Origin of the sequence: Curtobacterium sp. SORGH_AS_0776, from assembly GCF_031453355.1 — a bacterium.
Classification (GTDB): domain Bacteria; phylum Actinomycetota; class Actinomycetes; order Actinomycetales; family Microbacteriaceae; genus Curtobacterium.
In genome coordinates, this window is sequence record NZ_JAVIYU010000001.1 from 2,570,207 (window position 1) to 2,595,096 (window position 24,890).

Sequence of the window (24,890 nt, forward strand, 5' to 3'; positions counted from 1 at the left end):
TCCGTGCGTGTACATCGACCGACAAGACACTCGTCGATCGTCAGGCGTGATGTCGCTCCATGCACGTGCATCTCATGCGTGTGCAGGTTCCGACGAAGCACGCGTCGATCGACTCGCGCGATGTCGAGCACGCGCGGAACCCGGGCCGCCGCCGCCAGCGCTCAGCGCGCGGCGAGCTCCGCGCGCAGCGGCAGGTCCTGCTCCTCGAGGATGAGCTGCGCCCCGACCGACGTCCGGGCGTTCACGACGATCGGCGCGAGCAGGTTCACCGTGGTCCCGCCGTCGGCGCCGCCCGGATTCGCGACGACGAGCAGCATCGCGTCCTCGGGCGCGGTCAGCCCGAGCCCGGCAGCCTGCTCGTCCGTGAGCTCCGGCGCGTACGACGGCAGGTGCACCGCGGCGTCGAGCACGAACAAGCGCGAGGAACCCCCGACGAGGGTGAACAGGCCGTCGGCGCCGTCCACGGGCGTCAGCGTGAAGACGGGGGCGGGCGCCAGGCCGAAGGGCGGGACGGCGAAGGTCAGGTCGATGCTCATCGGAGGTAGTCCATCAGGGTCGGCTGCAGGACCTTCGCGGTGACGGCGAGGGCTGCCTGGTAGTTGGTCTGCTGCACCTGCAGGTCGAGGACGGCCTTCGCGAGGTCCTTGTCCTCGATGCCGGCGCGCCGGTTTTCGAGCGAGACGGTCGCGCTCTTCAGGGAGTCCTGCGCGGAGAGGGCCGCGGCGTGCCGGACGCCGACGTCGGCCTGGATGCCGCGCACGGTGCTGATCGCGGCGTCGACGTCGTTGATGCGGGGGTTCACGTTCACGCCGTTCTGCAGGTCGCCGACGATCGAGTCGATCACGGCGAAGACGGACGAGTTCCCCGAGCCGAACACCGCGGTGCCGGCGGTGTCGACCCGCACGGTTGTGCCGTCGCCGATGCGTCGGGTGACGTCGGTGCCGGAGGACGCCCACCCGGTCGCCGGGTCGTACGCGGTGGCAGCGGTGGACGATCCGGCGAACACCGATCGCGTGCCGTAGGTCGTGTTCGCCCGGGACTCGAGCTCGGACTTGAGGGACTGGAACTGCGTGATGAACGCGTCGCGGTCGGTGTCGCTCATGGTGCCGCTGTTCGCCGCCTGCACGGTGAGGTCTCGCACGTTGTTGAGCACGGAGTACACGCTCGACAGGGCGCTGTCGGTCGTGGCGAGCCAGCCGGCCGCGTCGTTCGCGTTGCGCGTGTACTGCGCGGCGGCCGCCTGCTCCTTGCGCACCTGCATCGACGAGGCGGTCCCGACGGGATCGTCGGACGGCCGCTGGATGTTCTTCAGCGTCGTCGCCTGGTCGGTGAGCTGCGCGAGCTTCGCGGCGCCGGCCTGCAGCCTGGCGCTCGCGGCCGTCATCGACATCTGGGTGGTCACACGGGTGATCACGGTCAGCCCCTCCCGACGAGTCCGACGCGGTTGATGATGGTGTCGAGCATCTCGTCGACGGCGGTCAGGACCCGCGCGGCGCCCTGGTACGCGTGCTGGTAGCTCAGCAGGTTGACGTTCTCCTCGTCGAGGTCCACACCGGCACTCGACTGCTGCTGTGTGCGCGCGTTGGTCAGCGCGAGTCCGGTGAGCGTCGATTCCGACGCGGCGGACCTGGAGGCGCTGCCCACCCCCGCCACGAACGTCGCCCAGGAGCGGTCGGCACCGTCGAAGGCCGCGCCGAGTCGCGAGAGCGCGTCGGTGAACGAGTCGTCGAGTTCCCCCGCCGCGTTCCGCGTCGCCAGGCCGCTGCCGTCGGTCGGGACGACCGAGAGGCCCTGGGCAGCCGGGACGTCGGCCGTGAGGGAGAAGAACGGGGTCCCGGTGGCACCGGTCGGGGTCGTCCCCGTGGCGTGCACGGCGTTGACCGCGGTGGCGAGCTTCGTCGCGACCTGGTCGTACGACGCGGACGCCTCGGCGAGGGCTCCGCCGGTGCCGTTCGCCGTCGCCGGGGCGAGCAGTGAGAGGTTCCCGCCGATCGAGCCGCCGGACAGGGCGACCGCGCCGGCCGTGCCCGAGGTCCAGGTGAGGGTGACCGCGGCGCCGTCGGCCATGCGCTGCCCGCCGCCGAGCGCCACGGAGCGGGCATCGGTGCCCTGCACGATCGCGTTGCCGCCGATGAGGACGTCGACGGTGCCGTCGGTGTTCTGCCGGACGGTGCCGCCGGCCAGCGAGGCGATCTGCTGGGTGAGCTGGTCGCGCTGGTCCAGCAGCTCGTTCGCGTTCCCGCCGGACGCCAGCGCGGTGCGGATCCGGCCGTTCAGGTCGGCAACCTGGGACGCGGCGTCGTTGAGCTGCTGCACCTGGCCGTCGACGGTGCCGCGGACGCTCGTCCACTGTGCGTCGATCGCCTTCGAGCCGCTGGCGAGCGCGCTGGCGACGGTCTTCGCGGCGCCGATGACGGCGCTGGCGGCACCGGGGTCGTCGGGGTGGCTGGAGAGCTCGCTCCACGAGGACCAGAACGCGTCGAGCTTGCTGGCGAGCCCGTCGTCACCGGGTTCGTTCAGCCCGTTCTCGAGCGTGGCGAGTGCGGTGGCGCGGGCGTCGGCGTAGGCCGAGGAGCCGGAAGCCACCCGCACGCCGGCGTCGAGCGTGAGGGACGCCAGGCGGGCGATGCCGTCGACGGACACGCCCTGGCCCGCGAGCGCTGCGGTCCCGCGCATGAACCCGGTCTGGGCGGCGGGGATCGAGGACTGCGAGACGCGCTGGCGGGTGTACCCGGCGGTGCCGGCGTTGGCGATGTTCTGCCCGGTGACGTCGATGCCGGCGCGGGCCGCGGCGAGGCCGGAAAAGGCGGTGGCGAGGGAGCCGAAGGTGCTGACCACGGTGCTACAGGGTCCCCTCGAAGAGTCGTGCGCCGTCCGTACCCGTACCCGAGGTACCACTGGCGTCGTAGGTGGCGGCACCGGTGACGGACCCGGCGAGCGTCTCCTCGGTCGCCTGCGCGGCGGCACGGAGGAAGCGGTCGTTCTCGTCGCGGAGCGCCCCGATCTGCGTGGTGAGCTCCACCATCGCGGTGAGGTGGGCGGCGAGGATCTCGCCCCAGGGGCCGTTCGGCGCAGCGGCGACGACCTCGCGCAGGGGAGCGTCGGCGGCGACGCCCCACTCCTCGGCGACCTCGGCACTCGACGCGGCGCGCTCGAGACCGGTGCTGCGGAGGCGCTCGAGGACCTGCTCGACCTCGCGGCTGGCGTGCGAGACCCAGCGGGAGCGACCGGCCGCGAGGAGCAGCTGTTCCTCCTCGAGCTTGAAGGTGAGCAGCTCGAGCAGTTCGCGTTCGCGCCAGAGCACGGCGGACAGTTCGTTCACGCTCATCAGCTCCTCCCGGTGGGGTGTGTCGGTCATCCTGCGGACACCGGGACCTATCGGGTCGCGGGTGCCGGGCGTAAGCACCGACCGGGCGAGTGCGTCTGCCGGACACGAGCCGCGCCTCCTGGCAAGCACCCCATCGGGGGACAAGAACGCGCGTTCCCGAGCCGGGGTCCCCCCAAATGCCGACCGGGAGAACGCCCCCTCACCCCCGCTTTGGGGACGGTTGTGCCCCTCCTCAGGGCTTTGCCAGCCGATACATTCGAATCGCACCGCGGGGGACACCCCGCACCGCGTCGCAGGGGCGCACGGTGCACCACCCGGAGGGACCCGGGTGGGTCTTCGGCGTACGCACCGGCCATCCGAGGCCGGTGTCTGCCGCGCCCACGGACGGGTCAGGCATGTCAGGCGACCAGGGGATCAGCATGGACCGGAACGACCGCAACGCGATGATCGTGGAGCACCTCCCGCTCGTGGGCTACATCGTCGCCGACGTGCGGGCGCGTGCCACGCACCTCGACCGTGACGACCTCGCCGCCGTCGGGTCGCTGGCCCTCGTCGCTGCGGCCGAGGCCTTCGACCCCGACCTCGGCGTCCCCTTCGGCGCGTACGCCCGCACCCGCATCACCGGGGCGATCGCCGACGACATGCGCTCCGCCGATTGGGCATCCCGCGGCACCCGGAAGCGGATCCGCGAGACCCTGGCGACGCAGGAGGCGCTGTCGGCCCGGCTCGGGCGGAGCGTCGGCGTGCAGGAGATCGCGGACGCGATGGGCGTCGACCGCCAGACCGCCGCCGACGCCATGAGCGACGCGGCCCGGACCGTCTCGCCGATCGACGAGACCGTGCACGACACCCTCGCCGCGGACCTGCCGCTGCCGGGTGAGGACCTGCTCGAGGCCGAGAAGCGCCGCTACCTCCGTGCCGCCGTCGAGGCGCTGCCGGAGCGGATGCGCTTCGTGGTCGAGAACGTGTACTTCGGCGACCGGTCGGTGACCGAGGTCGCCGCCGAGCTCGGGATCACCCACTCCGCCGTGTCGCAGCAGCGCTCCGAGGCGATGCGCCTGCTCCGCGACGGACTCGCCGCGCACTACGGGGACGACGGCGTCACCGTGGAGCCGGCCTCGAAGACCACCGCCGCGCGCCGCAGTGCGTACCTGGCACGGGTCGCCGCGAACGCCGCAGCCGGCGTGGCGCGGGCCGTGCAGGACGCCACGACGGCCACGACCGCCCCCGTCGTCGCGGTGAGCTAGCCCTCGGCGGCCTCGTCGCACGACGAATTCCGCCGATTCCCTAACGGCTCCGGCCAACCGGTCGAGAGTCACCCCTGTCAGCCCACGGACGGGCAGACGTACGACCCAGATTTCACGGAGGAAACCACCATGGGTATGTCCATCAACACCAACCTCTCGGCACTCAACACGTACCGGAACCTGAACTCGACGCAGAACGACCTGTCGAAGTCCCTCGAGAAGCTCTCGTCGGGTCTCCGCATCAACCGTGCTGCTGACGACGCGGCCGGTCTGTCGATCTCCGAGGGGCTGAAGTCCCAGGTCGGTGGCCTCACGGTCGCCGCCCGTAACGCACAGGACGGCATCTCCGTCGTGCAGACCGCTGAAGGTGGCCTCACCGAGACCCACTCGATCCTCCAGCGCATGCGCGACCTCGCCGTGCAGGCCGGCAACGACTCGAACAACGCGGACTCCCGCACGGCGATCTCCACCGAGGTCGGCGAGCTGTCCAAGGAGCTCACCCGCATCTCCCAGTCGACCAACTTCAACGGCATCAACCTGCTCGACGGCTCCGCCGGCACCGCAGGCGTCCTGAAGTTCCAGGTCGGCGCCAACGGCGACGCGGCGAGCCAGATCGACGTCGACCTGTCGGGCGCGAACGTCTCGACCGTGGCGACCGCCGTCACCGGTCTCGACTTCACGACCGCCACCGGTGCGCAGACCGCGATCACCACGATCGACGCGCAGATCAAGAGCGTGTCGACGGCACGTTCGAACATCGGTGCCATCCAGAACCGCTTCGACCACGCCATCAACGTGACGAACGTGGCCAAGGAGAACCTCACCGCTGCCGGTTCGCGCATCACCGACGTCGACATGGCGGAGGAGATGGTCAAGTACACGCGCGACAACATCCTCAGCCAGGCCGGCACCTCGATGCTCGCGCAGGCGAACCAGAGCACGCAGGGTGTGCTCTCGCTCCTGCGCTAGCAGCGCTGACGCCGCCGTCCGGGATCGTTCAGGTACCCCGGGCGGCGGCGTCACCCGCACCCTTTCCCCTCGTAGCGGCAGGAGCCATCGATGTCGTCCGTGTCATCGGCGAGCAGTCTCGCGATCGACGGTCTCGTCAGCGGTCTCAAGACCACCGACCTCATCAACTCGCTGATGAGCGTCGAGGGGGTCCCGCAGACGCTCCTCAAGAACAAGCTCACCAGCACCAACTCGTTCATCTCGTCACTGCAGACGATCAACGGGCTCGTGCAGACCCTCGCGACGAAGGCGAAGGACGCGTCGAAGGCGACCTCGCTCGACCTCTTCACGGCCACGAGTTCGTCGCCGGGCGTCACCGCGGTCACCGGGGCGAACGCCAGCGCCGGGTCGCTGAGCTTCACGGTCGGGTCCACCGCGTCGGCCCAGGTCGGCGTCACCGCGGCGATGGCGACGTGGTCCTCCGCAGCCGAGCCGATCACGCTCGTCGGCGCCGACGGCACGAAGACGACCGTCACACCGGCCTCCGGGTCCCTCGACGACACCGTGTCCGCGATCAACAAGTCGGGCGCCGGTGTCACGGCGACGCGGGTCGCTGCCGGGACCGACGCCGACGGCACGAAGCTCTACCGCCTGCAGCTCACCTCGGCGAAGACCGGGGCCGCCGGAGCGTTCGAGGTGTACCGCGGCACGGCCGACGAGGTCACCGCCGGCACCGCGACGAACGTCCTCACCCAGGTCGGTGCCGCTGTCGTCACGCAGGCGAAGGACGCCAGCGTGACCCTGTGGGCCGGTACCGCGGCGGCGCAGACGGTGACGAGCACGACGAACACCTTCACCGACCTCGTCCCCGGGGTCAGCGTCACGGTGACGCAGCCCACCACCGACCCGGTGACGCTGACCATCGCGCAGGACACCACGAAGGCGCAGACCGTCGCGTCCGGCCTCGTCGATGCGATGAACGCCGTGGCCGCGTACTACAGCTCGAACACCGCCGTCACGAGCACGACCAGCCCGACGACCGGCACCACCACGACGACGGCCGGCGTGCTCTCGGGCGACGGCACCACGCGTGACGTCGTCCAGCGGCTCGCGAGCACGATGTCCGCGCCGGTGGGCGGCAAGTCCCCGTCGTCGATCGGGATCTCGATCACGAAGGACGGCGACTTCACCTTCGACGCCGACGTCTTCCAGAAGGCCCTCGCGACCGATCCGGAGGGCACGCAGGCGATGCTCTCGGGCGTCGCGGCGAACGTCGGCGCCGCTGCCACCTCGGCCTCCGACAAGTACGACGGGTCCATCACCACCGCGATCACCGGACAGCAGGCCGTCGCGAAGGACCTCAACACCCAGATCGACAGCTGGACCGACCGGCTCACCTCGCGTCGCGCAGCGTTGCAGACGATGTACGCGAGCCTCGAGACCAGCCTCAGCAAGCTCCAGTCCCAGTCCAGCTGGCTCGCGAGCCAGCTGGCGTCGACGACGAGCTGACAGGAACACCGATGAACGCCTTCGACCTCCAGTCCGCCGCCTTCCGACAGGCCGCGCAGCCCCGCACCGTCACGGACCAGCGCCGTGCCCAGTACACGAACGAAGCCGTGCTCTCGGCGACGCCGGCGCAGCTCGTCACGATGCTCTACGACCGGCTGCTCCTCGACCTGCACCGCGCCGAGGCCGCACAGACGACCGCCGACTGGGACGCGGCCCGCGAGCAGCTCCTGCACGCGCAGGCCATCGTCGGCGAGCTGTCCTCGACGCTGAAGATCGACGTGTGGGACGGCGGCGAGGGACTGCTGGCGATCTACAACTACGCGTCGACGTCGCTCATCACCGCGAACGTGCACCGGGACGTCCAGGCCACCCGCGACTGCATCCGGATCCTCGAGCCGCTGCGGCAGTCGTGGCACGAGGCCGCCGCGTCGATCCCGGCGGCGACCGCGGTGCAGCACCCGACCGGCGGGGCACTCGGTGTCGCCTGACGCGGAACGCCGTGCCGCGTGGGAGGCCGTGCTCGAGGTGCTCGAAGCCGACCTGACGGCGGGCGGCGACGTGCGGTGGTCCGAGCCGACCGGGCTGGGACCGGTGCCGCGGGAGCTGGTGGGGCGTGCCTCCCGGCTGCTCGCCGCGCAGCGGGACCGGATCGCTGCGCTCGAGGGGGACCGTCGGGCGACGCTCGACCACCTCGGGGCGCTCCGGGCGGTGGACGCGACGCGGGAGCCGCGCGGTTCGGTGTACCTCGACGCGTCCGCCTGACGCGGGGCCGGGCGCGGGCGCGGGGCCGCGGCGCGGGCTGGCGGTGAGACGGAACGACATTGTCGATGTCGTACGACATCGACGTTGTCGCTCCCGCGCGGCCGCGACATTGCGCGCGTGCAACGATCGACACTCCCGACGTCGTACGACATCGACGTTGTCGTACCGAGTCGACCCGACCGCGCCGCCCGCCGCCCCCGCCCCCCGTTCGGGGCGACCCCTAACGCGCCCCGCGGCGCGGCCGACAGCGCCCCCTGAGCACGGATCGCTCACCAGTTCGGCCACGGATCGGCCACCGCCATCAGGCGACGTCACCAGGGGACGTCGTCAGCGAGGGGACGGTCCACCAGTGTTCGATTCCGTGACGAGCGTCGCACTGCAGAGTGCGCTCGACGGCCTGTCGATGCGACAGAAGGTCATCGCGAACAACATCGCGAACATCAACACTCCGAACTACCACGCCGAGAAGGTCCAGTTCGAGGACGCCCTGGCGAAGTCGATCGTCGACGGGGACGGCGGAACGACCCCGACCGTCGCGCGGAGCCTCGAGCCGACGAACACGAACGGCAACAACGTCAACCTCGACGAGGAGACGCTCTCGAACATCGACACCGTGCTCCGGTACCAGTTCGCCACGCAGGCGATGAACTCCGAGCTCACCAGTGTCCGCGCGGCGATGCGGACCACCTCGTGACCACGTTCGACGCGATCGGCATCGCGAGCACCGGCATGACGGTGCACCGCAAGTGGCTCGACGCCGTGTCGGACAACATCGCGAACGTCAACACGGTGAAGTCGATGGACGACTCCGCCTTCCAGGCCCGCTACGTCGAGGTCCAGGAGGGCAACGGCGTCTCCGGCGCCTACGTCAAGGGCGCCGCGTTCGGCAGCGCCGCCGGCCGGGTCACGTACGACCCGGACAACCCGCTCGCGAACGCGGAGGGCTACGTCCGCATGCCGGACATCGACCTCGGCACGCAGATGGCGGACCTCATCATGGCCCAGCGGGGCTACCAGGCGAACGCCGCCGTGGTCGACCGCGCGAAGACCGCCTACGAGGCGGCCCTGCAGATCGGGAAGAACTGATGCCCATCGACGCCGTGAACGGTGTGACCACCAACGCGATGACGAACGCGATGACGAGCCTGAGCGGCACGTCCAGCGACGTCGGCACGAGCGCGACGAGCGGAGTCGCGGCCGCCGGCGCGACGGCCGACGGCAGCGGGTTCGCCGCGTCGCTCGGGAACGCGGTCGACGGGCTCCAGCAGCTGCAGAGCGACTCGAAGACGCTCGCGCTCAAGGCCGTCACCGGCAACCTCGACGACATCCACGACGCGACCATCGCCGCCACCCGCGCCCAGGTCACGCTCGAGCTCGTCTCCGCCGTCCGCAACAAGGGCGTCGACGCCTTCAACGAGATCATGAGGATGCAGGCCTGATGCCCGTCGCCGTCAAGGACCTCCTCGGTCGTCTCGCCGCCTACGTCAAGGGCTTCAGCGCCGCCCAGCGGACCATCGCGATCCTCGTCATCGCCGCGCTCGTGCTCGGCGGCATCGCGCTCGCGAGCTGGCTCGGCAAGGCGTCCTACGCCCCGCTGTTCACCGGACTGGCGGCGGCCGACGCGGCGAGCGTCACCGACCAGCTCACCACCGACGGTGTGCCGTTCCAGCTCACCGACGGCGGTGCCACGATCCTCGTCCCGCAGGGGTCGGTGTACTCGGAGCGGCTCAAGGCCGCATCGAACGGGCTGCCCGCATCGAACGAGGGCGGCTACTCGCTGCTCGACAAGATGGGCGTGACGAGCTCCGAGTTCCAGCAGGACGTCACGTACAAGCGCGCGATGGAGGGCGAGCTCGCGAAGACCATCGGCGCGATGGACGGCGTGCAGACCGCCACCGTGCAGCTCGCGATCCCCGAGAAGACCGTGTTCGTCTCCGAGGAGAAGGACCCGACCGCGTCGGTGTTCATCGCCACGAAGAACGGCAGCGAGCTGAGCACCGACCAGGTCCAGGCGATCGTGCACCTGACGAGCGCCGCCGTCGAGGGCATGCAGCCGACCGACGTCTCCGTCGTCGACGCGAAGGGCCAGACGCTCTCCGCCGTCGGCACCGGCGCGACCGGCAGCGGCGCGGACCAGGCGGCCGACTACGACGCCTCGACGAGCAAGAAGATCCAGGACCTGCTCGACACGACCCTCGGCACCGGGAACGCCAGCGTCGTGGTGTCCGCCACGATGAACCAGAACTCGGGCACCCGCACGTCGGAGTCCTACACGACGCCGACGACCGGCCCGGTCGCCCTCAACGAGTCGTCCACCACCGAGCAGTACGGCGCGGGCTCCGGTGCCGGCGGCGCCGGGGCGACCGGCGTCCTCGGCCCGGACAACATCGCCGTGCCGAACGGCACCGCCACGAGCGGCGCCGACGACGGGTACAAGAACGAGTCCGCGACGAAGAACAACGCCGTCGACCACACCACCGAGACCACGCAGCTGCCGGCCGGTGGGCTCTCCCGTCAGACGATCTCGGTCGCGCTGAACTCCAAGGCCGCCGCGGTGCAGAACGCGAACCTGCAGAGCATCAACGACCTCGTGGCCGCGGCCGCCGGTGTCGACCAGACCCGTGGCGACCAGGTCCGCGTGGCGATGATGGACTTCGACACCAGCGCCGCCGACAAGGCGACGAAGGCGCTCGAGGCCCAGCAGAAGGCGGACCAGCAGGAGGCACTGTGGTCGTCGATCCGCACCGCCGGCATCGTCGTCGGCGCGCTGCTCGCCCTCATCGCGATCATCGTCTTCCTCGCCCGCCGCAGCCGGAAGCAGGAGCGCGAGGCGGTCGACCTCGGCGAGCTCGACGCCTTCTCCGGCGAGACCTTCCAGCTCCCGCTCGCCGTCGACGGCGCCGCGGACCGGAGCACCCTGCAGGCCGGGGACGCCCCGACCGTCGCGCTGCCCACGGTCCCGCACGACGACGCCCCCACCGAGGTCCTCACCACCGAGGAGATCAGCGCGGAGCGTCGTCGCCAGGACATCTCCGCCCTCGCCGAGCGGGACCCGAAGCGCACGGCCGAGCTCCTCCGCGGGCTCCTCGACGACCGGGCACCGGTGTGAGCGCCCTGGTGCCGAGCGCCGGCGGGACCGGCGCTGGCGACCGTGCGCTGACCGGTGCGCAGAAGGTCGCGCTCATCCTCATGCAGATGGAGACCGAGCGCGCCGCCGAGGTGATGAAGCAGTTCACCGAGATCGAGGCCGAGGAGATCTCCGCCGAGATCGTCCGGATGCGCCGCGTCGAGGACACCGTCGTCGACAAGACCCTGACCGAGTTCCACCGGATGACGCTGAGCGGCCGCACGCAGAAGCGCGGCGGCAAGGAGACCGCGCTCGGGCTGCTCGAGGCGTCCTTCGGTGCCGAACGCGCCGCCGGCGTCATGGACCGCCTGGCCTCGAACCTCGCCGGGCAGTCGTTCGACTTCCTCGACGACGCCGAGCCCGGCCAGGTCGTCACGCTCCTCGAGGGCGAGCTCCCGCAGACCATCGCCCTCGTGCTCGCACACCTGAAGCCCGCCCAGGCCAGCGCCGTGCTCGCCGGGGTGGACGAGCGCGCCCGCACCGACGTCGCCCAAGCGTTCGCGACCATGGGGAGCGCGACCCCGGAAGCCGTCGGGATCGTCGCCGGCGTCCTCCGCCAGCGCGCCGGTGCCGTCGTGTCGCCGCGCGAGAGCGTCGAGGTCGTCGGCGGCATCGCCCCGCTCGTCGACATCATCAACCGTTCCGACGTCGCCACCGAGAAGGCCGTGCTCGACGGGCTCGAGGAGCGCGACCCCGAGCTCGCCGAGGACATCCGCTCCCGGATGCTCACGTTCGAGGACATCGTCAAGCTCGAGTCCCGCGACATCCAGCAGGTCCTGCGCGGGATCGACTCGAAGCTCCTCGCGACCGCCATGAAGGGTGCCGCCGCGCCGGTCGTCGAGACGATCCGGGCGAACGTCTCGGAGCGCAACCGCGAGCTCCTCGACGACGAGCTGCAGGCCATGGGCCCGGTCCGGGTCTCGCAGGTCGAGGAGGCCCGCGCCGAGGTGGTCCGCGGTGTCCGCGAACTCGAGGCGCAGGGCGTCATCACGGTCCACCGCGCCGAGGAGGACGAGCTCGTTGACTGAGTCCGTGGTCCAGCGCGTCGCGTTCCCCGTCATCGGGGACCCGTCCGGGAACGCGCGCGCCGCCAGCGCCGACGTGCGCGGACACGCCGCCGGGTACGCCGCGGGGCTCCGGCAGGCGCAGGCCGAGACCGACGCGCTCCGTGCCCGGCTCGAGTCCGAGCACGCGGCCCGCACCGCCTCGATGCAGGCCGACACCGCGCGCCGCATCGCGGTCCTCGACGCCGCGACGAACGCGATGCTGTCGCACGTCGCACCGGTCCTCGACCAGGCCGAGCAGTCGGTCGCGGTCGCGGCCGTCGACCTGGCGGAAGCCGTCGTCGGGTACGCGATCCGCGCCTCCCGAACCGCGGACACCGCCGATGACGGACGGGAGGCGCGGGTCGTCCCCGGTGCGCAGGCGACCGTCGAGCGGGCGCTCGCGTCCATCGACCGCACCGTCGCCGTGGCCGTCCGGCTGAGCGTCGCGGACGCCGCGCGCGTCGCCGAGCTCGACCTGCCGGTCCCGGTCGTCGCCGACCCGTCGCTGCACGACGGGGACGCCGTCGTCGACCTGCCCGACGGGCTGCTCGACGCGCGGATCGCCACCGCGCTGGACCGTGCCCGCACGGCGCTGGGGGTGACCCCGTGACCACGACGCTCCTCCGCCCCCGTGGGCTCGACGAGGCACTCCGACAGGCCGCTCCGCAGCGGGTCGGTGTCGTCACGAGCGCGGTCGGACTCGGCCTCACGATCGCCGGACTCGACGCGCACGTCGGCGAGGTCGTCGCCGTCGGTGCCGAGGGCGCGCCGCAGACCCTCGTCGAGGTCGTCGCGACCGACGTCACCGGCGTCCGGTGCATGCCGCTCGGGCGCCTGACCGGTGTGACCGCCGGCACGCCCGCACGGCCGACCGGGCGACCGGTGCTCGTGCCCACCGGTGCGGGACTGTTCGGACGCGTGCTCGACGGACTCGGTCGCCCGATCGACGACCGCGGTCCGCTCGTCGGCGCCGGTGGCGAGCCGGTCGCGTGGGTGCCGCTCGACCACGAGACGCCGAACGCCATGGCCCGGACGCGCATCGACACCCCGATGCAGCTCGGCGTCCGCGTGCTCGACACCCTCACCACGGTCGGGCGCGGGCAGCGCATGGGCCTGTTCGCGGGCTCCGGCGTCGGCAAGTCCTCGCTGCTGTCGATGATCGCCCGGGGGAGTGACGCCGCCGTCAACGTCATCGCCCTCGTCGGTGAGCGCGGACGCGAGGTGCGCGAGTTCCTCGAGGACGACCTCGGTCCGGAGGGCCTCGCCCGCTCGATCGTCGTCGTGTCCACGTCGGACGAGCCGGCGCTCATGCGCCTGCGTGCCGCGTTCGTCGCCACCCGCATCGCCGAGTCCTTCCGCGACGCCGGCCAGGACGTCGTGCTGATGATGGACTCGCTCACCCGCGTCGCGATGGCGCAGCGCGAGATCGGGCTGTCCGTGGGGGAGCCGCCGGCCACCCGGGGTTACCCGCCGTCGACGTTCTCCGTCCTCGCCGGGCTGCTCGAACGCGCCGGGACCGACCGGGTCGGCAGCGTCACGGGGCTGTACACGGTCCTCGTCGACGGCGACGACCACAACGAACCGATCGCCGACGCCGCCCGGAGCATCCTCGACGGGCACGTCGTCCTCGACCGGAGGCTGGCGATCACCGGGCACTTCCCGTCGGTCGACGCGCTCGGCTCGGTGTCGCGCGTGGCCTCGAAGGTCACCACGCCCGGGCAGCGCGGTGCGGCGACGGCCCTGCGGAAGGTCATGGCCGCGCGCAAGGCGGCGCAGGACCTGCTCGACGTCGGGGCGTACCAGCGCGGGACGAACCCCTTGGTGGACGCTGCCGTCGACCACCAGGACGCGATCGACGGCTTCCTGCGGCAGGGCATGGACGAGCGTGCGACCGCGGCTGCGTCGTGGCGCTCCCTCGACGCCCTCGTCGGCACGCTCGGCGCCGGGGGTGGTGCCTGATGGCCCGCCGGTTCCCGCTCGCCGGGCTCCTCCGGCTCCGGCACGCCGAACAGGACCGTGCCGCCGCCGCCCTCGCGACCGCCAACGAGCGGGTGCGCGACGCTGCCGACGCCCGGATCGCGGCACGTCGGAACCTCGCCGACACCGAGGGGTCGCAGCCGATCCAGGACGCCGCGACCCTCAGCGCGGTCGCCGCGGCCCGTGCCGCCACCCGCGGGATGCTCGAGGAGCTCGACGCCGTCGCCCGGACCCGCCGCGCCGACGCCGACCGGGCACAGGACGAGTACAACGCCGCCCGCCGGTCCGCCCTCGGGCTCGAGAAGCTCGAGGTCCAGCACGACGAGCAGCAGGCCGCCGAGGACCTCCGCACCGAACAGAACGCCCTCGACGAGATCGCGGCACGCAGCCGCGCGGAAGGTGGTGCCCGATGAGCGTGGACGCCGTGCTCTCCCGGATCTCCGAGATCCGGACCCAGATCGATGCCCTGCGCAGCGGGACGACCGCCACGGCGGCCACCTCGGCCGCGTCGGGCGCCGCCTCGTCGACCGCGTTCGCCGACGCCCTGGCGACCGCGACCGGGAGCGGGACCGGCACGACCGGTACCGGCACGACCTCGGCCGTGACGCCCGCGGCCGTCGCCACGTCCGTCGACGCCGGCGCCGGGACCCTCGCGACGGGCAGCGGCGCCACGGGTGCCGACGTCGTCGCGGACGCGAAGAAGTACCTCGGCGTGCCGTACGTCTTCGGCGGCACCACCACGAACGGCATGGACTGCTCGGGGCTGGTGCAGACGGTGTTCAAGGACCTCGGGGTGACCATGCCCCGGGTCGTGCCGGACCAGGCGAAGATGGGCGTCGAGGTGGGGTCCCTCAAGGACGCGCAGCCCGGCGACCTCATCATCCCGAAGGGCGAGGGACACGTCGTCATCTACGTCGGCGACGGCAAGGTCCTGCACGCGCCGCGACCAGGCAAGGACGTCCGGATCGTCGACAACTGGTACAAGGACTCGGACATCGCCACGATCCGACGCATCGTGCCCGCGCAGGCGTCCGCCACGACGGCGACGACCGCGGCCTCGGGTGCGACGGACCTGCAGACGGCGGCGCTGCTGTCCCTCATGAACGCGGGGAGCGCAGCATGAGCCTGACCATCACCACGTCCGCTGCCACCCCGGCACCGGCGCGGGCCGCGTCCTCGTCGGGTGCGCCGGCGTCCGCGGACTCGTTCGGCGCCGCGATGGCCGCCGCGGGGAACGCGGGTCCGGCCGGGGCCACCGGGTCCTCCACGTCGGCTGCCTCGGCTGCCGACGCCCGGGACCGACGCACACCGACGGGTCCGTCCCACGACCGCCGCACCTCGGCGCCCGGAGCGGACCGCGGTGCGCAGCACACGGCCTCGGCCTCTGCCTCGGTAGGACGGGACCGCCGCTCGGGGACGGAAGCGATGACGACGGACGGCCCGACGGACGGTGCGACCCGTGCCGCCGCGGCTCGCTCCGCCGACGACACCTCCGCCGACGGTACCTCCGCCGACGGTACCTCCGCCGTCGGCAGCTCCAGCGACGGCACCGCCGCCGGTCCCGCCGCGACGGGGACGGCGCCGACCGTCGACACCGCGTCGATCGTCGCTGCCCTGGTCCAGCAGGTCCCCGCCGCGCCGACCACCGCCGCCCCGTCGGAGGCGACAGCGCAGCCGCTCACGACCGCGCCCGCAGGAGCCGGCTCGTCCGTGGCGTCGCTCGACGCACCCGTGCCGGGCAGCGGGGCGACCCCGATGCCGGACCCCGCCGACCCGACGATGCACGCCGACGCCGCGAGCAGCGCACACCCGACCGCGGCGACCGCTGCCACGAGCCCTGCGGCCGGGTCGCTCGGCGGCACCGCAGCGACGGCCGCCGCCGGAGCCCCGGCCGGGACGACAGCTGCCGCGGCGACGACCCCGGCCGCCCCGCTCGGTGCGCCCGGTCCGGCCCTCCCGGCGGGACCCTCGCTCCAGGCCGACCGGACGGCAGCAACGCCGGCGTCCGCCGCCCCGGGGACAACGGCCGCACCGACGGCCCCGGCAGCAGCGAGCACGCCGGTCGCCCAGAGCACCCAGGCCAGCCAGAGCGCCCAGAGCACCCGAGTCGCCACGACCGGCACCGGCGCCGACCCCGCCGACGCCGGGCAGCCCGTCGTCGCCACGGCAACGGCCACCGCCACCGTCCCGGCCGCCGGAGCACCGGGCAGCAGTGCCCAGACCGGCCACGAGGCGGACAGCGGCGCGCCCGACCAGGGCGATCCGCGCCTCCAGGCCGTCACCACGCCGCGCGGCGGCGAGAGCGCCGTCGCGGTCCCGACCACCGCGCCGACGGCGCCCGCCGCGCCGGCCACCCCGACGTCCGGCGCAGCCACCGCAAACGCCCCGGCCCCGCTCGCGCAGCAGCTGGCCCGACCGGTGTTCACGCTCGCACAGGCCGGCCCGGGGGAGCACGTCGTCACCGTCCAGGTGACGCCGGACACGCTCGGCCCGGTCACCGTCCGCGCGCACGTCACCGCGCACGGGATGCACGTCGAGCTCTTCGCCGCCTCCGACGCGGGGCGCGACGCGGTCCGGCAGGTCATGCCGGACCTCCGCCGCGACGCCGCCGGCTCCGGACTGTCGACCACGCTCGACCTGTCCTCGCAGAACCACCCGGACACCCGCTCCGGGCACGACGAACGGCCCGCCCAGACGGGTCCACGCGTCGACACCGGCCAGGAGGCGCGGCGCACCCCGCGCGCACCCGGCACCGCCCACACGCCCACCGTCCGCACCGTCGGACTCGACGTCCTCGCCTGAGCGTCCACCGCCAGCACAGGCAGAACCGAAGGGAACGACCATGCCGATCGACGGCATCACCGGCACCGTGGACCAGGCCGCCCAGGCCGCGGCCCTCGCCGCGAACCAGACCAGCTCGCGGTCGCAGACGATGGACTCCGAGGTGTTCATGAAGCTCCTCGTCACGCAGCTGCAGAACCAGGACCCGTCCTCGCCGATGGACACGAACCAGATGATCAGCCAGCAGACGCAGCTCGCGATGATGGAGCAGATCACCAACCAGACCACGACGGCGAACGAGAACTTCTCGCTGCAGATGCGGATCGCCGCCGCCAACCTCGTCGGGAAGCAGGTCAGCTACACCGACGCCACGTCCGGCACGTCGATCACGGGGACGGCGACCGCGGTGTCGTACGCCCAGAGCGTGCCGACCGTGACGGTGAACGGGAAGGAGGTCAACCTCGACGTGATCTCCGGCATCAAGACGACCTCCTGACCCCCTCCTCTTCTTCTTCGGTACCTCCACGAAAGGACGCACCATGCTCCGCTCGCTCTACTCCGGGATCTCCGGCCTCCGTTCGCACCAGCAGATGCTGGACGTCACGGGAAACAACATCGCCAACGTCAACACGGTCGGCTTCAAGTCGTCGTCGACGGTCTTCCAGGACACCCTGTCGCAGATGACCCAGGGTGCCGGCGGACCGCAGACCGGCATCGGCGGCACGAACCCCGCCCAGATCGGCCTCGGCGTGCAGGTCGCCGGCGTCTCCACGAACTTCGCGCAGGGCTCCGCCCAGGCCACGGGCAAGGCCACCGACCTGATGATCTCGGGCGACGGGTTCTTCGTCACGCGACTCGGCAACGACACCGTGTACAGCCGCGCCGGTGCGTTCGACTTCGACGCCGACGGCCGCCTCGTCAGCGCCGACGGGAAGATCGTGCAGGGCTACCCGGCCACGAACGGCGTCGTGAACGAGAACGGTGCCCTGTCGGACATCGTCCTGCCGCTCGACGCCGCCGCGCCCGCCGTCCGCACCTCCACCGCTGGTGTGACCGGCAACCTGCCGTCCGAGACCGCCGTGGGCGCGGTCATCACCCGCGACGCCACCGTCTACGACGCGTCCGGTGCGAAGCACACCATGTCGATCGCCTACGAGCGCACCGCCGCCGGCTGGGACGTCACCGCGACCGACGGCCAGGGCACCCAGGCGACGACGTCGCTCACGTTCGGGACCGACGGCAAGCTCACGGCCGGTGGCACGCTCGCCGTCGGGGGCATCGCCGTCGACATGCGGCAGCTCACGGGCTTCGCCTCGCTCAACACCGCGTCGATCTCGTCGCAGAACGGCCACGAGGCCGGGTCGCTCCAGGGCTACTCGATCTCGAAGGACGGCACGGTCGTCGGGACGTTCTCGAACGGTGCGTCGCTCGCCATCGGTCGGATCGCCCTCGCGACGTTCGCGAACCCGGCCGGCCTCGAGAAGACCGGGGCGTCGGGCTACCGCGCCACGGCCAACTCCGGCAACGCCACGGTCGGCGCTCCGGGGTCGCCCGGTGTCGGGCAGCTCGCGTCGGGCACGCTCGAGATGTCGAACGTCGACCTGTCGCAGGAGTTCACGAACCTCATCGTGGCGCAGCGCGGGTTCCAGGCGAACGCGCGCATCATCACGACCTCGGACGAGGTGCTGCAGGAGCTGACGAACCTGAAGCGGTAGCGCGGGGCCGCCCCGCGGCCGCCCCGCGGCCGCCCCGCGGCCGCGCGCGGCGGCGCCCCGCGGTGCGGGGTGCTTGCGCACAACGGAAGGCACCGCGAACCACGGGGAACCGCGGTTCGCGGTGCCTTCCGTCGTGCGCCGGTCAGGCACGTCGGACGCCCGGGCCGCTCGCATGTGCGGGCCGTACGGTGGGACCACGCGGTCTCCGGCCGCTGGAGCAGCGCACGACCGGCCACTTCTGATCACCGAATCTGGAGTGACTCCTTGGGTGTCGACCGCGAACGACGACTGCTCGACACGATCATCGAACTGGTCGGCGGTGCCACCGGTCCACGGGACCTCGCGGGCCGCCTGCAGCTCCTCGTGGACGAGTCGGCGGCCCTGTTCGACGTGCAGGCCGCCGGGCTGATGCTGTTCGGGTCGGACGACCGGTTGCACATCGCCGCCTCGGTGGGGCACCACAGCGGACTGCTCGAACTCCTGCAGCTCGAGGTCGGCGACGGACCCTGCCTCGAAGCCGCTCGGACGGGGACCGTCGTCTCGATCCCTGACGTCCTGGCCGCCGAGTCTCGATGGCCGCACTTCTCCCGGGCCGCTGCGGATGCCGGGTACCGCGCCGTCCACTCGATCCCGCTGCGGCTCCGGGCGACGGTCATCGGGTCGCTCAACCTGTTCGGCGAGTCCACGGGCACGTTCAACGAGGACGACGTCGTCGCCGCGCGGGCACTGGCGGACATCGCCGCGATCTCGGTCGTGCAGCAGCGGACCATCGACGACGCCGTGACGACGCAGGCGCAACTGCAGGCGGCCCTCGAGAGCCGGACGGTCATCGAACAGGCGAAGGGGTGGCTCGCCAACCGGAACGGCGTGGACCCGGCGACCGCGTTCTCGCTGCTGCGCGACCACGCGCGGCGGAACCGGCTCCCGGTCACCGAGGTCGCGCTGGCCGTCCTCGCCGGTCGGACCGTCCTCGGTCAGCCGACGGAGCCGCCGGACCCGCCGGAGCCGACGGACCCGCCGGACCCGCCGGACCCCCGCACCCACCGGCGCGGGTAGCGTCCGCGGCGCCCGACCTCACCGGACCATGTCGTCGATCGTCCGCATCGCCGTCGCGAAGATCGTCAGCACCGGGTTCACCCCGCCGTTCGTGACGTGCACCGACCCGTCGGCGACGCGCAGGTTGTCGTGTCCCCACACCCGGCCGAACGGATCGACGACCGACGTGCGCGGGTCGTCGCCCATGCGGAGGGTCCCGGCCTGGTGCTGGCCACCACTCGTCCCGGTCAGTTCCCCGTGCATCTCGGCGACCCGCGTCGCACCCGCGGCCCGGAGCCAGTCCCCGCTCCGCGCACTGGTGTGGTCGCGGGCTCGGGTGTCCTCCGGGTGCGGGCCACCGCTGAACCGGGCGACGGGGACGCCCCACCGGTCGGTGACGGCGGGGTCGACGCGGACGCGGGAGTCGGCGGACGTGACCTCCTGGATCGGCCCCATCAGCCGCATGCTCCGGCGGGCGAGGTCGCGCATCCCGTGCTTGCTGTCGATGCCCGCACGGGGGACGAGCCCGAAGCCGGTGAGGTACGCGTAGGTGTTCGAGGGCGTCGCGACGAACTCGTCCGCGATGATCCCGCCGCCGATCTGCCCGGGGACGCCGTGCCGGAAGTCGGTCGTGGCGATGGAGGGCCCGGGCCCGAGGCCGTCCTCGACGACGTCGTCGAAGATGCCCATCGCGCCGCCGTACCGGTGCCCCTGCAGGTGCCGTCCGACCTGGTCCTGGCCGTTGCCGAGCCCGTTCGGCTCCTGCTCGCTGCGGCTGTTGAGGAGGAGCCGGGCGGACTCCACCGCTCCCGCCGCGACGACGACCTCCGCCGCGTCGACGTCCGAACGCCAGTCCACGCCGTCGACCGTCCCGACGAGCGTCACCCCGACGACGCGGCCGGACCGGTCCGTCCGGATCCGCGCGGCCCGGGTCTCGAGGAGGACGGACGCGTTCCCGGTGGCGAAGGCCCGGGGGAGCATCGTGTTCTGGCTGCCGTTCTTCGCGTCGACCGGGCAGGCGAACCCGACGCACATCCCGCACTGCTCGCACGCTCCCCGCCCGAGGAAGGGGACCGAGTTGACGAGCAGCGGGACGTGCACCGTCGACCAGCCGAGCTCGGTCGCGGCCCGCGCCAACCGCTCCCTCGCGGGTCCCGCCGCCACCGCCGGCATCGGGAGCGCCCGTGTGCGGGGACCGGCCCACGGACCGTCGCCGTCGCCGCTCACGCCGAGCTCCCACTCCACCCGCTCGTACCAGGGCTCGAGGTCCGCGTAGCCGATCGGCCAGTCCGCCAGGGCGCTGCCGTCCGGCACGCCGTGGTCGGTGGCCATGGTGAAGTCCCTCGGGGCGAACCGCCACGCCTGCGCTCCGTAGACCCTCGTGCCACCGCCCGCCGTGAAGGCGTTGTTGTGCCAGTCCCAGTCGGACGGCCGCGCGACCCGGTCTCCCTCCTGCGAGGCGATCACGCGCGGGTTGCCGAGGTCGACGGGACCCGATCGCGGTGCGAGCCCCCACGTCGACCGGGGATTGCGGATGTGGTCCTGCGCGAGGTCGGCGGTGCCAGGCCAGGACCCGGCCTCGACCACGAGGACGCGGCGCCCGGACTCGGCGAGCCCGCACGCCGCGACACCCCCGCCGGCGCCCGAACCGATGACGATCGCGTCGTACCGCTCGGCCAACTCGGACGGGCGCACCACCACCGGCTGCGCCGTGGGTACCGGTACCGGGACGCTCCACCCCGCCGGCGGCCCGGGCTGCCAGCCGACCATGTCCCACGAGCGTTCGCCGACGTTGCCGCCGTTGCCCGCGTCGGCGTAGTAGCCGGCGGCGACGATCCCTGCGAACCACGCCCAGTCGGGGTCGTCGTCCTGGTCGTGGCCGTCCACGACCGCACGGAGCCGGTCGAGCCAGTCCGGACGCTCGTCGAGGACCGACGCCAGGAACTCCAGCGCGCCGGCCTCGGACGCCGACGGGTACTCGTCGGCGGGCACGACCCGGTCGACGAGGGACTGCAGTCGGACGCGGTTGCGGCGGAGGAACTGCGTCGATGTGGAGTCGCCGCGATCGGTCGTCCGTGGTGCGTCACTGCCCATGCCGCAACGCTAGACCGACAGGGTCACCCTGTCAGGACATCCCTCCCGACCGCCATCGGTCGTACCGTCGGACGCAGCGGGCACACGACCACCCGCCGAGAGAGGACGAACCCATGCCGCAGGAGATCCTGCCGAAGCAGCCCACCGCCAAGAACCCGCCGGCGCAGTTCGCCGGCGACGTGTGGGTCGACCCGATCGTCACCCCGCAGGACGGCGACCAGCGCGCGACACTCGCGCTCGTGAAGTTCGCCCCCGGTGCCCGCACCGCCTGGCACTCCCACGCCCGCGGCCAGTTCCTCCGCGTCACCCAGGGCGTGGCGCGCTTCGGGACCCGCGACGGGAAGGTGGTGACCGCGCATCCCGGTGACACCGTGTACGTCTCACCGGGCGAGGAGCACTTCCACGCCTCCGCCGAGGGCACCTTCATGGAGCACTTCGCGATGCTCGAGAGCGCCGACGACCCGTCGACCACGACCACCTGGCTCGAGCACGTCTCCGACGACGACCTCGCGGGCCGGTGACCCGATGACGAACTGGGACGAGGACACCATCGCCGCGATCGCCGCGAGCGACGACCTCCACGTCAGCCCGTTCCGGGGGGACAGCACGACGTACGGCACGCCGACGTGGATCTGGTCCGTGGTCGTCGACGGCGGGCTGTACGCCCGCGCCTACAACGGGCGACGCTCCCGGTGGTACCGCGCCGCTGTCGAGCAGGGTGCCGGCAGGATCCGCGCCGCCGGGGCCGAGCACGAGGTCGCCTTCGAGGCCGTCGGCCCCGACCTGAACAGCCGTATCGACGCCGCCTACGAGGCGAAGTACGCCGGCAGCCCGTACCTGCCCCCGATGCTGCAGGACGGACCGACCTCGGCGACCGTCCGGATCAGTCCCCGTCCATGAGCACGAACCGCGACGACGTCAGGGACTTCCTCGTCAGCCGGCGCGCCCGCGTCCGCCCCGAGCAGGTCGGCCTGCCCGCAGGAGCGAACCGGCGGGTCGCGGGCCTGCGCCGCGGCGAGGTGGCGATGCTCGCCGACGTGAGCGTCGAGTACTACTCCCGGCTCGAGCGCGGCAGTCTCTCCGGGGTGTCCGAGGGCGTCCTGCACGCGATCGCCGGTGCGCTGCTCCTCGACGACGCCGAACGCGACCACCTGTTCGACCTCGCCCGAGCCGCGAACGCCTCGCCGGTGCGGGCCGCCCGCCGCCGGTCCACGACGCCGAAGACGCTGCGCCCCGGCCTGCAGTACGCGCTCGACGCCTTCACGGGGGGACCGGCGTTCATCCGCAACGACCGCCTCGACGTGCTCGGCGCGAACGCGCTCGGACGGGCACTCTACGCCGACCTCTTCCGGAAGGCCGAGCGCCCGAACCTCGCCCGCGCAGCGTTCCTCGACCGCGAGTGGTCGGACGCGTTCTACCCGGACTGGGACCTCGCCGCCGACCAGAGCGTGGCGATCCTCCGGGCAGCCGCGGGGCACGACCCGCACGACCGGGAGCTGCAGGACCTCGTCGGCGAGCTCTCCACGCGCAGCCCCGAGTTCCGGACGAAGTGGGGCGCGCACGACGTCCGCCGGCACGGCACCGGCGAGAAGCACTTCGTGCACCCGGTCGTCGGCGCACTCGACCTGCTGTTCGAGGGCTCCCGCCTGATGAGCGACCCGGCGCTGAGCTTCCTGCTCTACACGGCCGAACCGGGCTCGCCGACGTCGGATGCGCTCCGCCTGCTCGGATCCCTCGACGCCACCGAGCGCCGGGACGCGGCGCACGCCGCCGACCCCGCTGCGGCGGACGGACGCGCGTGACGACGGCTCGCTGACACCGGGTCGCGACGCGACCACCCAGCGGACGGGAGGCGCGGTGCCAGCCGGCACCGCGCCTCCCGTCCGTCACTGGTCGCCTCCCGCCCGACCGGACCGACCGTCACGTGGTGCGGATGCGGGTGGCCGCGACCGCGGCGACGAGGATGACGGCTCCCGCGACGACGAAGCTGACTTGGGTGCCGGTCACGAAGTGCGCCCGGTCGGCGAGGAGGGCGCCGAACACGGCGATGGCCACCGCGCCGCCGACCTGGCGGAAGGTGTTGAAGACGGCGCTCGCGGTCCCCGAGCGTTCCGGGGGGACGCTGGCGAGGACGACGGACGTCGCCGGCGGCATCGCGACCGATCCGCCCGCGCCGGTCAGGACCGCGCAGACGGCGACGGCGACCCACGAGTCGAACGGTGCGGACACGATCACCACGACGAGACCCAGGACCATCGTGGTGAGTCCGGCGACGACCGGGACGCGGGCGCCGAAGCGGTTGGCGAGGGTGCCGCTGACGACGTTGCCGACGATGCTGCACGCCGCGGACGGCAGGAACACGAGTCCGGCGAGCAGCGGCGACAGCCCGAGGTGCTGCTGCAGGTACAGGCTCAGCACGAAGACGCTGCCGAAGTTGCCGACCATGAACGCGAACCCGACTCCGAGCGCGATCCGCATGCCGCTCGACCGGAACAGGTCGAGCGGCATCATCGGGGAGCGACCCCGGGCCTGGACGACGAGGAACCCGACGAGCGATGCAGCGGCGGCCACGAGTGCGGCGACGACGTACCCGGTGCCGAAGCCGTACGCGCCGCCCTCGATGAGGCCGAAGACGAGTCCGGCGAGGGTGAGCAGCGCCAGCACCTGGCCCACGGGGTCGAACCGGCTCGGGCGACGGGGCGAGGGCGCCACCCGCAGCAGCATGCCGAGCATGACCGAGCAGACCGGGAGGTTGATCGCGAACACGAGCCGCCAGTCGACCGTGGTCAGGGCGCCGCCGAGGACCGGCCCGACCGCTCCGGCCACCGCGCCGCCGACCGCCCAGATGCCGAGGGCGTGGGCGCGTTCGCGGGCGTCCGGGAACCCCTCGCGGACGAGCGCCATCGACGCCGGCAGCATGACCGCTGCCGCAGCGCCCTGGACGGCGCGCGCTCCGATCAGGGTGCCGAGCGTCGGAGCGATCGCGCAGGCGACGGAGGCAAGCAGGAACCCGGCGATGCCCCACCCGATGGCACGCTTCGCACCGATGCGGTCGGACAGGTTGCCGGCGAACAGCAGCAGGGACGCGAAGAGCAGCGTGTACGAGTCGATGACCCACTGCCGGCCCGAGGTGCTGCCGCCGAGCTCCCGGCCGATCGACGTCAGCGCGACGTTCACGATCAGGATGTCGAGCGTGATGAGGAAGAACCCGAGGGAGGCCAGGAGGAGCGCGACACGGGGCGCCGAGGTGGTCACGGTTCGATGGTCGCGCGCCGGGCGGCCGGGTGGGATGCCCTGAGCGGGTACCCCGGGTGACGGTGA

At 72.6% G+C, this 24,890-nt stretch carries 27 protein-coding genes; 21 read left to right on the plus strand and 6 right to left on the minus strand.

All coding sequences use genetic code 11. From position 1 onward, the window contains the following. Positions 1-161: 161 nt before the first annotated feature. Genes fliW through QE359_RS12670 form a run of 4 tightly spaced genes read right to left on the minus strand, consistent with a single transcriptional unit; the run spans position 162 to position 3,328 of the window. Positions 162-536 (minus strand): flagellar assembly protein FliW, encoded by a 375-nt coding sequence (gene fliW / locus QE359_RS12655; protein ID WP_309779461.1) that lies wholly within the window; start codon positions 534-536, stop codon positions 162-164. Continuing rightward, positions 533-1,414, minus strand: a complete 882-nt coding sequence (gene flgL / locus QE359_RS12660; RefSeq protein ID WP_309779462.1) for a flagellar hook-associated protein FlgL — start codon at positions 1,412-1,414, stop codon at positions 533-535. Before flgL ends, fliW begins: the two co-directional genes overlap by 4 nt. A 2-nt stretch (positions 1,415-1,416) precedes the next feature. Beyond that, the gene (gene flgK, locus QE359_RS12665; RefSeq protein ID WP_309779463.1) at positions 1,417-2,838 is read right to left on the minus strand and encodes a flagellar hook-associated protein FlgK; all 1,422 of its coding nucleotides are present in this window, start codon (positions 2,836-2,838) and stop codon (positions 1,417-1,419) included. 4 nt (positions 2,839-2,842) lie between these two features. Beyond that, complete coding sequence (locus tag QE359_RS12670; RefSeq protein ID WP_070419569.1) at positions 2,843-3,328, minus strand: flagellar protein FlgN; 486 nt, start codon at positions 3,326-3,328, stop codon at positions 2,843-2,845. Positions 3,329-3,723: 395 nt separating this feature from the next. Here QE359_RS12670 and QE359_RS12675 point away from each other — a divergent pair, with 395 nt between their 5' ends. The 18 genes from QE359_RS12675 (at position 3,724) to QE359_RS12760 (ending at position 19,496) form a co-directional block, all read left to right on the plus strand. Beyond that, entirely contained in the window at positions 3,724-4,575 is an 852-nt protein-coding gene (locus tag QE359_RS12675) for a sigma-70 family RNA polymerase sigma factor (RefSeq protein WP_309779464.1), read from the plus strand. Between the two features lie 129 nt (positions 4,576-4,704). Further along, complete coding sequence (locus tag QE359_RS12680; protein ID WP_071295373.1) at positions 4,705-5,544, plus strand: flagellin; 840 nt, start codon at positions 4,705-4,707, stop codon at positions 5,542-5,544. Between the two features lie 90 nt (positions 5,545-5,634). Continuing rightward, positions 5,635-7,032 (plus strand): flagellar filament capping protein FliD, encoded by a 1,398-nt coding sequence (gene fliD / locus QE359_RS12685; protein ID WP_309779465.1) that lies wholly within the window; start codon positions 5,635-5,637, stop codon positions 7,030-7,032. 11 nt (positions 7,033-7,043) lie between these two features. Next, positions 7,044-7,520, plus strand: a complete 477-nt coding sequence (fliS, locus tag QE359_RS12690) for a flagellar export chaperone FliS (protein WP_083295338.1) — start codon at positions 7,044-7,046, stop codon at positions 7,518-7,520. Continuing rightward, entirely contained in the window at positions 7,510-7,794 is a 285-nt protein-coding gene (locus QE359_RS12695) for a hypothetical protein (protein ID WP_309779466.1), read from the plus strand. Before fliS ends, QE359_RS12695 begins: the two co-directional genes overlap by 11 nt. Positions 7,795-8,143: 349 nt before the next feature. Continuing rightward, positions 8,144-8,488 carry a flagellar basal body protein gene (locus QE359_RS12700; protein WP_070418831.1) on the plus strand — a complete coding sequence of 115 codons (345 nt, stop codon included), beginning with the start codon at positions 8,144-8,146 and terminating at the stop codon, positions 8,486-8,488. Beyond that, positions 8,485-8,880, plus strand: coding sequence for a flagellar basal body rod protein FlgC (locus tag QE359_RS12705; protein ID WP_070418832.1), 396 nt, complete (start codon positions 8,485-8,487; stop codon positions 8,878-8,880). Before QE359_RS12700 ends, QE359_RS12705 begins: the two co-directional genes overlap by 4 nt. Then, complete coding sequence (fliE, locus tag QE359_RS12710; RefSeq protein WP_309779468.1) at positions 8,880-9,233, plus strand: flagellar hook-basal body complex protein FliE; 354 nt, start codon at positions 8,880-8,882, stop codon at positions 9,231-9,233. Before QE359_RS12705 ends, fliE begins: the two co-directional genes overlap by 1 nt. Then, positions 9,233-10,903, plus strand: coding sequence for a flagellar basal-body MS-ring/collar protein FliF (fliF, locus tag QE359_RS12715; protein ID WP_309779470.1), 1,671 nt, complete (start codon positions 9,233-9,235; stop codon positions 10,901-10,903). Before fliE ends, fliF begins: the two co-directional genes overlap by 1 nt. Continuing rightward, positions 10,900-11,949: a flagellar motor switch protein FliG gene (gene fliG / locus QE359_RS12720; protein ID WP_309779471.1), complete on the plus strand. Its 1,050-nt coding sequence runs from the start codon at positions 10,900-10,902 to the stop codon at positions 11,947-11,949. The genes fliF and fliG overlap by 4 nt, the downstream gene beginning before the upstream one ends. Then, entirely contained in the window at positions 11,942-12,577 is a 636-nt protein-coding gene (locus QE359_RS12725; RefSeq protein ID WP_309779472.1) for a hypothetical protein, read from the plus strand. Before fliG ends, QE359_RS12725 begins: the two co-directional genes overlap by 8 nt. Next, positions 12,574-13,926 carry a FliI/YscN family ATPase gene (locus QE359_RS12730; protein WP_309779473.1) on the plus strand — a complete coding sequence of 451 codons (1,353 nt, stop codon included), beginning with the start codon at positions 12,574-12,576 and terminating at the stop codon, positions 13,924-13,926. Before QE359_RS12725 ends, QE359_RS12730 begins: the two co-directional genes overlap by 4 nt. Next, a complete protein-coding gene (locus QE359_RS12735; RefSeq protein ID WP_070418836.1) occupies positions 13,926-14,357 on the plus strand; it encodes a hypothetical protein in 432 nt (143 codons plus the stop codon). Before QE359_RS12730 ends, QE359_RS12735 begins: the two co-directional genes overlap by 1 nt. Beyond that, positions 14,354-15,067 (plus strand): C40 family peptidase, encoded by a 714-nt coding sequence (locus QE359_RS12740; RefSeq protein ID WP_309779475.1) that lies wholly within the window; start codon positions 14,354-14,356, stop codon positions 15,065-15,067. The genes QE359_RS12735 and QE359_RS12740 overlap by 4 nt, the downstream gene beginning before the upstream one ends. Beyond that, positions 15,064-16,746 carry a flagellar hook-length control protein FliK gene (locus QE359_RS12745; RefSeq protein WP_309779476.1) on the plus strand — a complete coding sequence of 561 codons (1,683 nt, stop codon included), beginning with the start codon at positions 15,064-15,066 and terminating at the stop codon, positions 16,744-16,746. The genes QE359_RS12740 and QE359_RS12745 overlap by 4 nt, the downstream gene beginning before the upstream one ends. 40 nt (positions 16,747-16,786) lie before the next feature. Further along, the gene (locus QE359_RS12750) at positions 16,787-17,221 is read left to right on the plus strand and encodes a flagellar hook assembly protein FlgD (protein ID WP_092387374.1); all 435 of its coding nucleotides are present in this window, start codon (positions 16,787-16,789) and stop codon (positions 17,219-17,221) included. A 43-nt stretch (positions 17,222-17,264) separates the two neighbouring features. Beyond that, a complete protein-coding gene (locus tag QE359_RS12755) occupies positions 17,265-18,440 on the plus strand; it encodes a flagellar hook protein FlgE (RefSeq protein WP_070418840.1) in 1,176 nt (391 codons plus the stop codon). A 264-nt stretch (positions 18,441-18,704) separates the two neighbouring features. Further along, positions 18,705-19,496, plus strand: a complete 792-nt coding sequence (locus QE359_RS12760; RefSeq protein WP_309779477.1) for a GAF and ANTAR domain-containing protein — start codon at positions 18,705-18,707, stop codon at positions 19,494-19,496. Between the two features lie 18 nt (positions 19,497-19,514). Here the strand turns inward: QE359_RS12760 and QE359_RS12765 are convergent, their stop codons facing one another. Continuing rightward, positions 19,515-21,569 carry a GMC oxidoreductase gene (locus QE359_RS12765; protein WP_309779478.1) on the minus strand — a complete coding sequence of 685 codons (2,055 nt, stop codon included), beginning with the start codon at positions 21,567-21,569 and terminating at the stop codon, positions 19,515-19,517. A gap of 113 nt (positions 21,570-21,682) precedes the next feature. On the opposite strand from QE359_RS12765, the gene QE359_RS12770 reads away from it, so the two are divergent. From QE359_RS12770 to QE359_RS12780, 3 genes are read left to right on the plus strand one after another with little or no spacing between them, the layout of a single operon-like run. After that, on the plus strand, positions 21,683-22,090 hold the full coding sequence (locus tag QE359_RS12770; protein ID WP_309779479.1) for a cupin domain-containing protein: 408 nt from the start codon (positions 21,683-21,685) through the stop codon (positions 22,088-22,090). A gap of 4 nt (positions 22,091-22,094) precedes the next feature. Continuing rightward, on the plus strand, positions 22,095-22,469 hold the full coding sequence (locus QE359_RS12775) for a DUF2255 family protein (protein ID WP_309779480.1): 375 nt from the start codon (positions 22,095-22,097) through the stop codon (positions 22,467-22,469). After that, on the plus strand, positions 22,466-23,371 hold the full coding sequence (locus tag QE359_RS12780; protein WP_309779481.1) for a helix-turn-helix transcriptional regulator: 906 nt from the start codon (positions 22,466-22,468) through the stop codon (positions 23,369-23,371). Before QE359_RS12775 ends, QE359_RS12780 begins: the two co-directional genes overlap by 4 nt. A 118-nt stretch (positions 23,372-23,489) precedes the next feature. Here the strand turns inward: QE359_RS12780 and QE359_RS12785 are convergent, their stop codons facing one another. Further along, positions 23,490-24,824, minus strand: coding sequence for an MFS transporter (locus QE359_RS12785; RefSeq protein WP_309779482.1), 1,335 nt, complete (start codon positions 24,822-24,824; stop codon positions 23,490-23,492). Positions 24,825-24,890: the final 66 nt, after the last annotated feature.